General features: G+C 49.5%; 13 protein-coding genes. 5 read left to right on the forward strand and 8 right to left on the reverse strand.

Annotation, left to right across the window (positions count from 1 at the left end; translation table 11 throughout):
- The first annotated feature begins 359 nt into the window (after window positions 1-359).
- Window positions 360-974, forward strand: a complete 615-nt coding sequence (locus AC27N8_RS23230) for a hypothetical protein (protein ID WP_487069824.1) — start codon at window positions 360-362, stop codon at window positions 972-974.
- A 258-nt stretch (window positions 975-1,232) separates the two neighbouring features.
- A complete protein-coding gene (locus AC27N8_RS23235; protein ID WP_487069826.1) occupies window positions 1,233-1,835 on the forward strand; it encodes a hypothetical protein in 603 nt (200 codons plus the stop codon).
- Window positions 1,836-1,916: 81 nt separating this feature from the next.
- Here AC27N8_RS23235 and AC27N8_RS23240 read toward each other — a convergent pair whose 3' ends face one another.
- Window positions 1,917-2,750 (reverse strand): helix-turn-helix transcriptional regulator, encoded by an 834-nt coding sequence (locus tag AC27N8_RS23240; protein WP_487074743.1) that lies wholly within the window; start codon window positions 2,748-2,750, stop codon window positions 1,917-1,919.
- A gap of 201 nt (window positions 2,751-2,951) precedes the next feature.
- Here AC27N8_RS23240 and AC27N8_RS23245 point away from each other — a divergent pair, with 201 nt between their 5' ends.
- Window positions 2,952-3,689: an SDR family oxidoreductase gene (locus AC27N8_RS23245; protein ID WP_487069828.1), complete on the forward strand. Its 738-nt coding sequence runs from the start codon at window positions 2,952-2,954 to the stop codon at window positions 3,687-3,689.
- 90 nt (window positions 3,690-3,779) lie between these two features.
- Here AC27N8_RS23245 and AC27N8_RS23250 read toward each other — a convergent pair whose 3' ends face one another.
- The 3 genes from AC27N8_RS23250 to AC27N8_RS23260 form a co-directional block, all read right to left on the reverse strand.
- On the reverse strand, window positions 3,780-4,556 hold the full coding sequence (locus tag AC27N8_RS23250; protein ID WP_487069830.1) for an NUDIX domain-containing protein: 777 nt from the start codon (window positions 4,554-4,556) through the stop codon (window positions 3,780-3,782).
- 9 nt (window positions 4,557-4,565) lie between these two features.
- Window positions 4,566-6,212, reverse strand: a complete 1,647-nt coding sequence (gene guaA / locus AC27N8_RS23255; protein WP_487069832.1) for a glutamine-hydrolyzing GMP synthase — start codon at window positions 6,210-6,212, stop codon at window positions 4,566-4,568.
- Window positions 6,213-6,510: 298 nt separating this feature from the next.
- The gene (locus AC27N8_RS23260) at window positions 6,511-6,837 is read right to left on the reverse strand and encodes a cupin domain-containing protein (protein ID WP_487069834.1); all 327 of its coding nucleotides are present in this window, start codon (window positions 6,835-6,837) and stop codon (window positions 6,511-6,513) included.
- Between the two features lie 346 nt (window positions 6,838-7,183).
- Between AC27N8_RS23260 and AC27N8_RS23265 the strand changes: the two genes are divergently transcribed.
- Together AC27N8_RS23265 and ftsH are read left to right on the forward strand one after the other, a co-directional pair.
- On the forward strand, window positions 7,184-7,897 hold the full coding sequence (locus AC27N8_RS23265) for a zinc ribbon domain-containing protein (RefSeq protein ID WP_487069836.1): 714 nt from the start codon (window positions 7,184-7,186) through the stop codon (window positions 7,895-7,897).
- 472 nt (window positions 7,898-8,369) lie between these two features.
- Window positions 8,370-10,382 carry an ATP-dependent zinc metalloprotease FtsH gene (gene ftsH / locus AC27N8_RS23270; RefSeq protein WP_487069838.1) on the forward strand — a complete coding sequence of 671 codons (2,013 nt, stop codon included), beginning with the start codon at window positions 8,370-8,372 and terminating at the stop codon, window positions 10,380-10,382.
- Between the two features lie 26 nt (window positions 10,383-10,408).
- Here the strand turns inward: ftsH and AC27N8_RS23275 are convergent, their stop codons facing one another.
- Genes AC27N8_RS23275 through AC27N8_RS23290 form a run of 4 tightly spaced genes read right to left on the reverse strand, consistent with a single transcriptional unit; the run spans window position 10,409 to window position 13,859 of the window.
- Window positions 10,409-10,576, reverse strand: a complete 168-nt coding sequence (locus AC27N8_RS23275) for a hypothetical protein (RefSeq protein WP_487069840.1) — start codon at window positions 10,574-10,576, stop codon at window positions 10,409-10,411.
- Window positions 10,564-10,761 (reverse strand): hypothetical protein, encoded by a 198-nt coding sequence (locus tag AC27N8_RS23280; protein ID WP_487069842.1) that lies wholly within the window; start codon window positions 10,759-10,761, stop codon window positions 10,564-10,566. The genes AC27N8_RS23275 and AC27N8_RS23280 overlap by 13 nt, the downstream gene beginning before the upstream one ends.
- 25 nt (window positions 10,762-10,786) lie before the next feature.
- Complete coding sequence (locus AC27N8_RS23285; RefSeq protein WP_487069844.1) at window positions 10,787-13,279, reverse strand: ATP-binding response regulator; 2,493 nt, start codon at window positions 13,277-13,279, stop codon at window positions 10,787-10,789.
- Window positions 13,272-13,859, reverse strand: coding sequence for a chemotaxis protein CheW (locus AC27N8_RS23290; RefSeq protein ID WP_487069846.1), 588 nt, complete (start codon window positions 13,857-13,859; stop codon window positions 13,272-13,274). Before AC27N8_RS23290 ends, AC27N8_RS23285 begins: the two co-directional genes overlap by 8 nt.
- Between the last annotated feature and the right edge of the window lie 6 nt (window positions 13,860-13,865).

Genomic DNA, 13,865 nt, shown 5'->3' on the forward strand with positions numbered 1-13,865 from the left:
TACATAAATCAGGCGAAGCACAAAATACTCATTTAAACATCTATAATGAGCAAGCAAGCGATGAGAACAGCCTAATGGGCGAGAGAATGGTGAGAGGGAGTGTCATTCAGTTGAGACGGCCACTTGCAGAAAGATCCCTTGTTGTAGATGGCCTTCTCGCTGCATCTGAGTTATGGTGAAGGAGCAATGATGATGTCCAACTAGAGCATTGGCAGCCTCTTAGGAGCAAACATCATGGTTGCGCACTATTTTCAGCTTATCCATCAAGCTAAATGTAATCGCAACATAATTGTAGAGAGGATATGTTCTAGCAAGTGCTGCGTTCATATCTTCTCCTCTGAAAGAAAGAGTTGGAACGTATGACTGATCAATCAATACTAAAAGGTTGGAAGGTACTGGGAAGAAATACTTCCCTACCTGAACAAATTCCATGGTGGGATAATCCTGTACCTCATCCTTATTTACGGGGGCATTTTGCTTACTCTGATATTGCGTCGGTTTCTCCTACTGAAATGGCAAGTGAGCGTATTCAGGCACTTCTCAAAACAAATGTTGTCAATCCAAGCGCCTTCCAAGCAGAGAAGTTCCCTCTTATTGAAGATTTTGAAGTCATGCTTGCTGATTATATGTATGAAACTCGTACAATTGGATTAGAATACAGGGTTCTCTTTTTTAGTCCTTCTCATGGAATGCTGACATCACTAGATTCTGTTTACAGCGCAGAGGCCTTATGTGAAGAACATTTCCAGATACCCTGTGGAGATTTCACGGTACCTTATTATGATTTTGATCAATCATTTGCCTTGATGATTGTGCAAGAAGGAAACTTTGTCTATATTCTACGAGGAAACGATTCTGAGACGGCTACCATAGGTTATAGAAAATGGTTTAAGGTCAAGCGTGAGCGCTACTTTAGCCAATGGGAACAAGCGATTCAATTGTGTCGCGATTATTGTGCTTCTCGTGGGATGTGACGTTGAGATACATAGGACCCTGCTCGACTTTGAGCTTTTTGAAGGTGGTGTGGTCTTTTATAGGCCTGTTTTTTAAATATAGACCCTATCAGAATGATTAACTATAAAAGTGGATATAGCTTACATTTTTATCACTCTTCAAAGGAATATACACTTATATTATCCATATGTGTATTCTTATTTGATGCGTGATAGTTTCGTTTATAGAGTCGCAGCACTTTTGCTCTGTGATTGTTTTTGAGGAAAGAAAGAAGATGTATGGAAGCAAAGAAACTTATGGCGGCAAAGATCTACTACATTAGCCGACTGACATGGATTTTTACTGGTGGAATGATGTGTCTCGCGCTATTTTGTTTTATCGATTTTATCCTCCTTATACCACAAGTGTTAGCTTTTGAGAATAAATGGTATATGCTTTTTATGCTTTCTGGTTTGTTATTTTTAGGATCATTTATTGCTTATGCAGCTGCATCGTATATAGATGTACCTGCGATTCGACTTGAGCTTTCTGAAGATGGAGTAATTTTTTATGGCAGTGGATATCGCATCTATACTCCGTGGACGAATATCGCCACGATCGGGTGGACGCGTTTTTCACCATCATTTCCTGGATGGATCATGCTCAAAGAGCCTGCGATCATGAACGAGATCTCCTTTGAGGAAGGCAAAAGACGCCGTCAGGCAGTGATTGAGAAACGTCATTGGTGGATGCTTATAGGGCAATTTTTGTCAGGGACGTATGCACAGACGATTCGTATTCCCACTGCCTTGTTTCCAAGGAAAGCTAAAAGAGAAGGAAGCATACAGTATTTTCGCTATTATGTTCCGTATCTGTTTTGTGATCAGGCAGAGATCGATTGAAGCTTCTATCAATCAAAGTATGTGTTTGGTGCCTGATGACGTCGATGGAAGCCATGATAATTTAGCGTGATCTGATCTCCGCTAATCCTCAAAGGCCAGGAGCCGCTCAATTTTGTCGGCAGTTCCAGAGTTGGCAAGTGGAGTGTGAATCAGAAGTCGAAGATCGTAGGTATCAACCGTCTGGAACAAGAGAAACTCGAAGGCCAGTTCTCCTACGAGCGGATGACGTATCGATTTTCGCCCTTCTGGAACGTTGAGCACGTCGTGACGTGCCCATAATTCTCGAAACTCCGGGCTGAAATGGTTCAATTCAGTGATGTGTTTTGCCCACCAGGGATCTTCGATGAAACGGTCATAGCCAGCGCGAAAGTGAGCCAGATACAATCGCGCATGTTCCTCCCACTCTTCGTTGAGAGAAGGTGACGTGAATAATCTCCAGATCAAGTTTCGCTCTTGATCGGACTTTATTTCATAGTCGCCAAAAACGGCGCAAAAGGCTTTATTCCACGCCACGACCGTCAAGCGAGCATCAACGACGCACGCAGGGGTTGTTCCAAGCTGATTGAGAAACTGTTGGAACGTTGGGCTGATCGTCGTTGGTAAAAATATCTCTACTGGAGGAGGTTGTCTGAGTGCCAGCAAAAATAAATGGGTACGTTCGTTTGCGTCCAGTTGTAGCGTTCGCACCAGGCTGTCCAGCAATTGCACTGAGACATTGATATCCCGTCCCTGCTCAAGCCAGGTATACCACTCAAGGCTTATCCCGGCGAGCATAGCCACTTCTCCACGCCGTAAGCCTGGTGTACGCCTTCGGCTCCCTCTGGGTAATCCGACGCCTTCTGGCGATAAGCGAGCGCGCCGACTCCGTAAGAATACTGCTAATTCGTGATGACGATCCAACTCCAGATGGTTCATAGGCATGTCACTTTCTTCGCTCCGTTATGTCACCGCAAACTAGGAGTGCTAGTTCCAGGATAAACACCTTTCTTGTTAAAGCATGTCCCTCATTATACACTCTGGACAAGCGAGGTGAGTAACTCATCAAAGGAGCAAAAGTCACAAAAAGAATCACCATTGATGATAATGAAAAAGTAACGAAGGAACAGGAGAGAATATATGTCAACCATTACTGGAAAAGTTATAGGTATCACAGGTGCAAGCAGCGGTATTGGTGAGGCTACTGCGCTTCTGCTCGCCGAACGCGGTGCACACGTCGTGCTTGGAGCGCGCCGGTTGGATCGCCTTGAGGCTCTGGCGGCTCGCATCAAGCATATGGGCGGTGAAGTTGCCTATGCGCGCACAGACGTGAGACGACGCAACGACTTATCCAATCTCGTCAGTCTGGCATGCGAGCGATACGGTAAGCTTGATGTACTCATCAACAATGCCGGTGTTATGCCGATTTCTCCCCTCGACGATCTGCGTGTCGAGGATTGGGATGAGATGATCGACGTCAACATAAGAGGCGTGCTGTATGGCATCGCGGCAGCGCTGCCTGTCTTCCGCCAGCAAGGTTCCGGACATTTCGTTAACCTCGCTTCGACTGCAGGGCACAAAACGACACCGAACATGGCGATCTATTCCGGCACGAAGTTTGCTGTGCGTGCTATCTCCGAGGGTTTGCGCCAGGAGGCCGGAGACAACCTGCGCGTGACGATCATTTCGCCTGGCTTCACGCGCACGAACGCCACGGACACTATGACAAATCTGGAGGTGAAAGCTCAGATCGCCGCGTCCCTGGACACGTTTGCGATGCCCCCCGCTGCGATTGCCAGTGCTATTGCGTTTGCGATCGGGCAGCCAGCCGATATTGATGTGAACGAGATTATTATCCGCCCCACTGCGCAGGGCTAACGATCAGTGGCTCATTTTATGACTGCGTTAAGACAATATGCGTGTTGCAATGATCGCGCAAATGGTTCTTCGTGTGCACAATTGAAAGTATCACTCGTGTACATTTGGGGATGTTTCTCCAAATTTCCAGGCTTCATAGAGGCGCAGGTTGGCTTCTCCCGTCACCGAGATATTCCCTTGCTGCTCCTGTAAGAACTTCCTGAGATTATCCTCTGTGACAGATAAAGACTGGAGGTTTTTAATTTCATTATCCTCAGGTGTGCGACGTTGGACTTCTGCCAATGTAATGTGCAGGCGTGTGAGGAAGCATAGTTCGCTGTGTGGGGTGGCGAGATCGTAGACGAGTCCGAGACAATATTGCTCGCTGACATCGGATGCTTGAATGCCTGTCTCTTCGCGGATCTCGCGTTGCATGGCCTGGAAAGGATCGGGTAGCTGCTGATCGTTCGTATCGGTGCCACGCTCGAAGAAGCCGGCGATGACGTGATAGCGTCCGTTGTAGACATCCACGCCCTGGCGCTGGTCGAGCAGAATGATGTTGTCGCTGGTCTCGACGACAGAACATACGGCCAGTGGATTGCTTGATGCTGCGCTGTCGCGTGTTAAGACATATTCTTTGTAGCTTGTGTCTCCTAATGTGAGTTGGAGATTTTGAGGGTCGCTCTGTTGGAATTCGAGCAGACGATAGAGGGGAGCATCAAAGAGCAAGCGCTTTTGCTGCCTGGCTTGAAGCAGCTTTGCTTGCCAGACATGATCCATTGCGGCCTGCTGTTCGACGCTGAACGGCAGGATCTGAGCGGGCTGATAGCGAATCTGTAACTGCTCGGGCCGGTAGAGACCCCGAGCCAGTATTTTAAATTCGGGCATGGATGATGACTATTCCCATTCTATGGTGGCCGGTGGCTTTGAGGTGATGTCATAGACGACGCGATTGATTTCGGCGATCTCGTTGACCAGACGGTTCGAGATGCGTCCGAGCAGATCGTTCGGCAACTTGGCCCAGTCGGCGGTCATAAAATCGCCAGATGTTACGGCACGAATGGCAACCAGATTGGCATAAGTGCGCAGGTCTCCCATCACGCCGACGCTCTGGATCGGTGTGAGAACGGCGAAGGCTTGTCCCAACTGGCGATAGATGCCAGCTTTTTGGATCTCTTCGATTACGATCTTGTCGGCGGCGCGTAGGATCTCCAACTGTGGCTCGTCGACGGGTCCGATGATGCGGATCGCCAGTCCTGGTCCGGGAAAGGGATGACGCCAGACCCATTCTTCTGGGAGTCCCAGTGTGGCTCCGAGCTCGCGGACCTCGTCTTTAAAGAGCATGCGTAGCGGCTCGACCAGCTTGAATTTCATCTCGCTTGGTAGCCCGCCGACGTTGTGGTGCGATTTGATGCTTTTGGCTGTCGACGCTGTATCATGACTGGTGCTCTCAATTACGTCTGGATAGAGGGTTCCCTGCGCCAGAAACGAGATGTTGCCCTGGGCTTCGGCCAGACGGAGAGCCTCGTCCTCGAAGACGCGGATAAATTCTTCTCCGATGATCTTGCGTTTCTTTTCGGGATCGATGACATTTGCCAATCGATCTAAGAAGCGCTTACGAGCATCCACCACGACCAGAGGGATATGCATGTGATTGCTAAAGGTCTCCTCGACCTGTTCGCGCTCCCCAGCTCGCAGCAGACCGGTATCGACGAAGATGCAGGTGAGCTGATCCCCGATCGCTTTGTGGATCAAGAGTGCCGCGACCGCCGAATCGACTCCGCCGGAGAGTCCACAGATAACGTGTTCTTTCCCCACCTGCTGTTGTAGCAGCTCAACTGTTTCATCGATCACATGTCCAGGTGTCCAGCTCGGCTCGCAATGACAGACTCTAAATAAGAAGTTGCGAATGATCGCTGTCCCCTGAGGGGTATGCGTGACTTCAGGATGAAATTGGAGTCCGATGTATCCTTTGAGATTGCTGATCGCTGCAACTGGATTGCTCTCGGTGCAGGCCAGCACGCGAAATCCTTCGGGCAGCTGATCAACGCTATCTCCATGACTCATCCATACTGGTAAGCGTAGCTCATTATCGTTGGGAGACTCCAGATTTTCGGTCTGCTGCGGTGATGCCACGATACCCTCAAAAATGCTGAAGTATGCCTGGGTTTCAGCGGTCGCTGGCAACACTTCGATGGTTGCAGGACCATATTCGCGTAGTCCATGTGCCAGGGCGACATGTCCACCCAGCTGTTGTGCCATCAACTGCATCCCGTAGCAGATGCCCAGTACAGGCACGCCACTGTTGAGAATAGCCGGATCGCATGAGGGAGCATCGGTATCATAAACGCTGGAGGGACCACCCGATAGGATAAATCCTTTAATATCCAGATGGGTATTTTTCTTGAGTTGCTCTAAGGTAGTATTGGCCGGCACCAGTTCGCTATAGACATGGCATTCGCGAATGCGTCGGGTAATTAAACGGCTATATTGCGAGCCAAAATCTAGCACAATAATCGCCTCGCGGCGTTCTAATGCGTGCATGAGTTCCTTTCCTAAGGCAGAGCACGAAGCCAGAAAGCGTGCTCTGCATCTCTCGATGTTCGTCTTAAATTATCACAGGCAATGGAAGCCGTCATGCACAGGGGAGAAGTACAAAGGATACCTGTCTGTATTTTTAACAACGTCTCATGCAGCCCGTTACTCACCGTGAACGAGTTCTCATTGCTCTTGCTCTTGCTTTCGATGTTAATTTTAGAGTATATCACATTTCCCCGGCAATTCTGGCTCGCATCCGCATGAGAATAAGTTCGACGCTTGCTCTGCACAGCTGAGCAAGATGTTAGTATCTTGCCGCCTCCATACAACTCACCCCTTGCGGACCCACCTGGGCACTATGACAGATTCCAGCTGGAAGTATCATGCGGTCGCCGGGCAGCAGATCGACATACGTGGACAGTCCGGCCGCATCGAGCTGCGTGGGAAGCGTAAAACGGATCGAGCCTCGCAAGCAATACAGCACCTTTTCATAGCTGTGCGTGTGTGGAGCATAGCTGTCGCCAGGCCCATTCGACCATATGTACGGTCGTAGTCCCTGCTGCTGCATCTGCTTGAGCAGTACCTGTTCTTGTGGTGGATTTGGTTCGGACCAGCGTACTATTTCCATCATCGCTCCTTTTGATGTGGCATACTTAGAATTATCCAGCATTATCTTTTCCTTTTACGGCGTGGGATCTACCTTCAACTCATCATTGTACGTGATGAAGTGAACGTAATCGTGACAACCTATAGTTTATGCTAAATGTAGCATTTGTGAAAAAATGGATGAAAGTTGGCTTAAGTATAGCGGACCTCTGTGAACATTGTGTGAAATGATCGCAAAGAATATGTTAATAAAACGATATTTATGTATAGGTTAACTATTGAAGCCAGGCCGGAAAAACGGTACAATGGAAGACAGACCTTTTTCATTGTATGTTTCATCGTATGCTTTGATAAGGAGGGCTTTAGAATTCATGAATACGACACAGGTTCCTGCTGTTTTGTATCGGTTGCAATTGGTTGATCTGGAGTTGGATCGTGTGGCCGCTGAAAAGCAAACAATCGCTACCTCCTTGCAAGGTAGTTCCAAGCTGCGCAAGCTCCGCGCAGAATATGAGACGGCAAAGCAACAATTGCTCTCAGGCCAGCAAGCTCAAAAAGAGGCTGAGTGGTCGCTCGATGACGTCAATCAGCGCCTGGCTTTGAATGAACGCCGACTCTATAGCGGTCTGATCCAGAATGGAAAGGAATTACAAGTTCTGCAACACGAGCTCCAGAACCTGCGTGCGCAGGTGAATCGCCTGGAGGAACGTTTGCTTGAAGTGATGGATGCCACGGAGGCGTTAGCTGAGACGGAAAAACAGAAATTAGCCGCATTGCAGCAGGCGGAAGAAGAGTGGAAGCAAGAAACGCTTGCTTTTCATGCTCGTCAGGATCAGGCTGAAGTACGCGGATTGGAATTACAAGATAAGCGGCAGCAACTTTCGACCACTCTGGGAGAACCTTTGCTGAAGCGTTATGAGACCATGAGACGCTCCAAACAGGGGCGCGCAGTCTCCAAAGTTGATCAAAACTCGTGTCAATGGTGTCGTGTCATTCTGACTCCCAGCGAACTCCAACTGGTTCGCATCAGTCCTGAATTGCAGACTTGCACAAATTGTGGACGTATCCTCTATTATGAGCGTTAGCTCCCTTCAATCATTGCTCTTCTGAGCGCTTACTACCCATCAGTGTAGAGCGATGTTGCTCTTGTATCTGCGTCAGCGGAGACGTGCTTCTTATCCTTTGGCTGTGCTATGATACTATTTCAGAGAAGATTCTAGACAGCGTATTTTGTGCCGCAGCATGTGTGATGCCTATGGTATCCGCATCCCTCAGCGTAGGCGTCCAATATCAAGAGGGATCTATGTGAACGCAGATTTGTGCCGGCTATGTAACCTGAGGGTATTTTGAAACGTAATTATTGCGTATCATTCAAATTATCGTCCTCCTATAGCGGATAACGGATATGCTATACTGCTTTGTCAAAGAGAGTAGCAACCAGGACAGCTTTGGGAAGCCCTGACTCTGGCTCAGAGGAGTAGACGAAAGATCGTTATGCGTGTAATATGGAGTTAATATAACGTGTTCAATATCCAGACTCTATTAGGAGCGTCCTCTTTGGATGCCTCGACAGACGAAGAAAGCAGGTCTGAACCGATGGATGCTCAGGCTACATATATGTTCCAGAATCCTAATGATCAGGGTTCTCGGGGTTCAAAAAGGCCAGATGGCGGCGGTAACGGTCAGAATTCGGGTGGCCCACGCGAGGGTGGCAATGGCTCCTCAATTTTCTTTCGCGTGATTATTATCGTTGTCGTGATGATTGTTGGGTTTTATCTCTTCCAGATGTTCACCCAGAATAACAGTACCAATAGCGCTGACACCATTGAAGTGCCATATAGCACTATCTACCAGCAGATCAAAGATGGTAATGTGCAGTCGATGACGTTCAAGGGTGATGATGTTACTGGTACCTTCAAAAATTCTATTACGGTGGCTGGCAAACAAGGTGATCATTTTCACTTTGTGAACTTACCCAATGGTGATCCTACGCTAACACAGTTGATTCAGCAGTACAACGTATCGTATTCGGCAGTGCCCGTTCCTGATAACAGTTTTGAGTACTTATTGATCAATTTGTTGCCCTGGATCTTTGTAGTTGGTATCTTTTTGTGGATCATGCGCCGTGCTACTCAAAGCCAGCAAAACATTTTCAGCTTTGGGAAGAGCAAGGCCAAGATGCTCCTCGAAGATCGCCCTTCAACCACTTTTGCCGATGTGGCTGGAGTCGATGAGGCCAAAAGTGATCTCGTGGAAATCGTTGAGTATTTGAAGACTCCATCGAAATTCCAACGTCTGGGTGGCTTGATCCCCCGTGGTGTCTTGCTTGTAGGCCCTCCTGGGACTGGTAAGACTCTACTGGCACGTGCGGTCGCTGGCGAAGCAAGCGTCCCCTTCTTCTCTATGAGCGGCTCTGAATTTGTCGAAGTACTGGTCGGTGTGGGTGCCAGCCGTGTGCGCGACCTCTTCGAGCAAGCAAAAAAAGCCTCACCAAGCATTATCTTTATCGACGAAATTGACGCCGTGGGTCGACAGCGTGGATCAAGCATCAACAGCAATGATGAGCGCGAGCAGACGTTGAATCAGTTGCTGGTTGAGATGGATGGTTTTGATGCTCGTCAAGCCGTCGTTGTCATCGCCGCCACCAACCGTCCCGATGGTCTGGATAAAGCGCTCTTGCGTCCCGGACGTTTCGATCGCCGTGTTACCGTCGATCGTCCTGACTGGAACGGCCGTCTCTCGATCCTCAAAATCCATACGCGTGAAGTGCCTCTGGGCAGCGATGTCGATCTCCTGGCGATCGCTCGCACGACTCCTGGCATGGTAGGTGCCGACCTGGCGAATCTCGTCAACGAAGCCGCCTTGCTGGCCGCACGTCGTAATCTGGATTATGTCACTCAGTCCTGTTTCTTAGATTCATTGGATAAGATTCAGATCGGTGCTGAGCGTCCGTTGATCTTGAGCGATGAGGATCTCAACGTAATCGCGTATCACGAGGGTGGACATGCTCTTACTGGTATTCTGACCGACTGTGTTGATCCAGTCACCAAAGTAACCATCGTGCCACGTGGACAGGCTCTTGGCGTGACGCAGTATACTCCTCTGGATGATCGTTATAACTACGGTCAGGATTTCCTGGAGGCGCAATTAGTCACAGCCCTGGGTGGTCGAGCCAGCGAACAGGTTGCCATCGGTCATATCACCACTGGAGCTGAAAACGACCTCCAGCGTGTCACCGCTATTGCTCGCCAGATGGTGACAAAGTGGGGCATGAGCGATCGTCTGGGTGCGATCTCGTTCAGCGAACGCGAAGATCCATTTGCCGGCACCTCTCTCGCCAGCAATTCACGTGAATATAGCGAAAAGACTGCCGCAGTGATCGATGCAGAGGTCAATCGCATCGTCGGTCGTGCCTATCAGAGAGCGGTAACTATCCTGTCTGAGAACAGAGTCACACTGGATCGTATCGCCCACGCCCTGCGCACGCACGAGATCATCGACGCCAAGATGTTGCGCGAGATCATGATCGAAACGGGAGCCATCGAATCCGCCCCCGCCTCGTATCGCTAGTAGATAATCTCCTATACTCGTACTGGTTAGAAAAATCTGGTTGTTTCACGTGAAACAACCAGATTTTTCTGCCGTGTAAGGGTGAAATGCCCTTTGTTCTCGGTGCAAACGCTCACCGACGTAGCGGCGCGGCAATTCGCTTGATCGCGACGTACCGCCGTGCTGTCTGTGACTCGTACGACTACGCTCCCCATGGGGTTCCATTGCGTGATCTTCCCACCGTGAATCGTCTCGTCTGCGTTGCTTTCAGATGCACATAGGACGTTTTCGTGCGGGAAGTGACAGCACGGCGGTACGTCGCGATCAAGCGAATTGCCGCGCCGCTACGTCGGCTAGCCTGAGCGCTTGGTTCAAAGGGCCATCCTCCTTTGCCACGCAACGTCCTTCTGTGTCTTGACAGAGTACTATATTGTGGCCAGGAGCTCGCTGATGGTTTTAAGGAGTATCTCCTGGGGACAGGGTTTGTGCAGATAGGCTTGTGCTCCCAGCTCATGGGCTCTTTGCCTGTGCTTTTCTGATGTGCGTGAGGTGAGCATGATCGTTTTGACGCGTGCCAGCTCGGGATATTCGCGGATCACTGTGAGGACATCGTAGCCATTAAGATTGGGCATCTCGATATCCAGCAAGAAAATGTCGGGAGTATTTTCTAAGAGCTGCTCGATCGCCTCCATACCATCCTTGGCTTCCATGACCTCATAATGTTCGCGCTGTAACGTCTGCAATACTCTCTGTCTCAGATAGGCTGAGTCATCTGCTAATAGGATCTTTGGCGCTGTCTGAGTCGGCTGCGCCTGAGCTGGTTCTGCCGGGGATTCTTTGCCGCCGGGGATATGGATGTGATGAGCGACTAATTCGGTGATATCGACGAGTAACAAAACGTTGCCCTGACCATCAACTGCTGCCTCGGTAACTCCTGGACGCTGCATGAAGGTTGGCAATGGCTTTAATATCAGCTCTTGCTCGCTGATGATTTCGTCGACGATGACACCGATACTTTGGCGCGTTGTTGGCGCTTGGATCACAAGTAGTGGTCTGGTTGCGCTATCTCTGGTTGTGGTTACGGCCGACGCTGCGAGATCAAGGAGCTCTCGCAACTCATAGCTATGCATAATTTTTTCTTGCGCTTGCTGGTTCACGCGTTGTATCTGACTCATCGGAACGATATATTGTTGCTCTCCCACACGTACCAGCAAGCAAGGAATCATCCCTTGTGAGCGCGGAATCGAGAGGTAAAAACTGACCCAGCCTGATGGGTTACGGCGTGATGTGAGCGATCCATTGAGCTTTTGCAGCGGCTTCTGTAATATTTCGAAGGCCCCTCCCAGCACTGGCATCGAAAAACTTATTTCTATTGTAATGTCGTTGCCGTTCCTGTGCGCATGGAAACCGACCTGACAGGGCTTTGGTTGCTCCAGACCTTCTCTGATGACTGATGTATCTGAGGTACAACTGTCTAACATCGTGAGGAGTGGAGGAGTCAGGGCTTCCAGTGTCTCCTGATCGATCTCTAGATTTTCTCCGCTGACCTCTAGAAGCACTGTATATTGTTGTGCGAGCGCACTGCCATCAATGACTTTTTGTATTTTTGGGATCAGTGTGCTGAGCGGTATCAGGCGCATCAACTGGGTATCGTTGCGCACCAGAATGACGCGTGCCATGTATTCCTGTTGCAACTGCTGTAGCGCTACTGAGGTTGTGTTGACACGCGCGGTGCAGATGGACTGCTGCACAATGGCCTCTCGCAGTGCTCGTAAGAGCAAATCTTTTTCTGAATAGCTTTCCATATTCAGCACATCATCCAATCCCTGCTTTGGTGGCTCTGGCGGCTGCTTGGGACGATTTTTGCTTTTGCGTGCACGTGCTGGTGGTTGCTCGACATTGCTGAGGATACGGGCAATGAGCGACGATGCAGGCTGTTCTGGCTGCGTCTGGGATGGATTTTTCTCAAGCAGTAGATCGGAAAGGGCCTGTTCGAGTTGTTGCAGCCGCGTCTGAGCTGTCTGTTGTTCCTGTAACGCGAGCTTGACGTTTTTTTGTGCGTTTTCTAGTGCGGCATGTAACTCTACGAGATGCTCTGTATGACGTAACAGATTCTCGAAACGTTGCGTTTCTATATGTATAAATGAAGCGACACTACTGGCTTCAGGTTGCGTTTCTGGTATACTCGTTCCTGGATTACTCATTCCCAATGCCGCAGGCGCTTCAGTTTCCTGGACGCGCTCCACGATGGGGAGTGGTCTCGTTGATAAGTCTAGAGGGTTGGTGGTTTTCTCTGGTGCTTTGTTCTCTTCAGGTACATGGGTAGAGGCCGCGGCTGGACTATTTTGATGGATGATCTGAATCCCCAGCTTGCTATAATGAGCCTCTAATTCGGCGAGTAAGTTTGGACTGCTGGGTTCTTGCCCTTCCTCCGATAGCTGTTGATGGCAATATTCTAGCACCGTTACAGCGCTCTCAATCGCCAGAAAGCCGGTTTGAGGAGCTACTTTCGCGGCGAGAATCTGCTCTGCTATGGCCTCGATGTGCTCGGCGGCCAGCGACATGATAGGATAACCAACTGCTGCTGCTGTCCCACGTAACTTATGTCCCGCACGTTGGAAAATGCCAAAACGCGTCGGTGCCAGTTGGGTACTTTGAGCAATCTGGTTACATGCTTGTCGCATTTTACTTATATCTTCTCCGGCCTCTTCGAGAAAGATCATCAGCATCTCAATGACTTCATCTTGCTCTCTTTCGGCTTCTGTCCGATAATAGCGACTACCCGCCGTTGAGTTGGTCGCGAGAGCTGACGTCGTGCTGTCCGCTGGCCAGCTTTCGATGGCTTCGAAAGCTTTGAGAATATCTAAATCTTCGGTTGTCAGTTCGTTTTCATCAAAGGATGAATCGTTTTCATTCATAAGACTTTACTTGCAGTTGCTGCACCAGTGTGGTGAGTAAATTTGGGATATTCAGGATGAGTGCACCTGCGTAGATGCCCTGAATAACTTCAACAAGGGTATGTGTCTTTGTCATCGTGGTGGGATGAAACGGTTGAATGTGCTCTTCTGGAATATTGCTATGCGTTCCTCGTATGGTTACGGCGAGACCAAGGGTGATATTGGCTGTTTGAGCAACGAGAAGTACCCGATCTCGATGTGTCTGGATGCGCTCTTGCGAAAAATATGCGAGCAGATCGATGACGGCCAGAGCTTGTCCACGCCACGCTGTGACTCCCAGCATCCAGAAGGGAGACCTGGGCAGCTGCGCTAGATGCGGTGCCATGGGGATCACTTCCTCCAGGGCTGCTAACGGAATAATAGCACGCTCCGGTGTCAATTCGCATTCCAGATATTCTTCAGTCTTTATCGCTGCAACAAAAGGTGTTTGGGCCAGTCTCTTTGCATGTTCCCAGAATTCTTGATCACTTATCTGCTCAAGAAAGTGTGCCTGGGTACTATTTAAAATCGTAGTGGGTAAAAGACCTGACTTCTGGCTCATGCTACC

This window comes from Dictyobacter sp. Z7_2 (assembly GCF_057551105.1).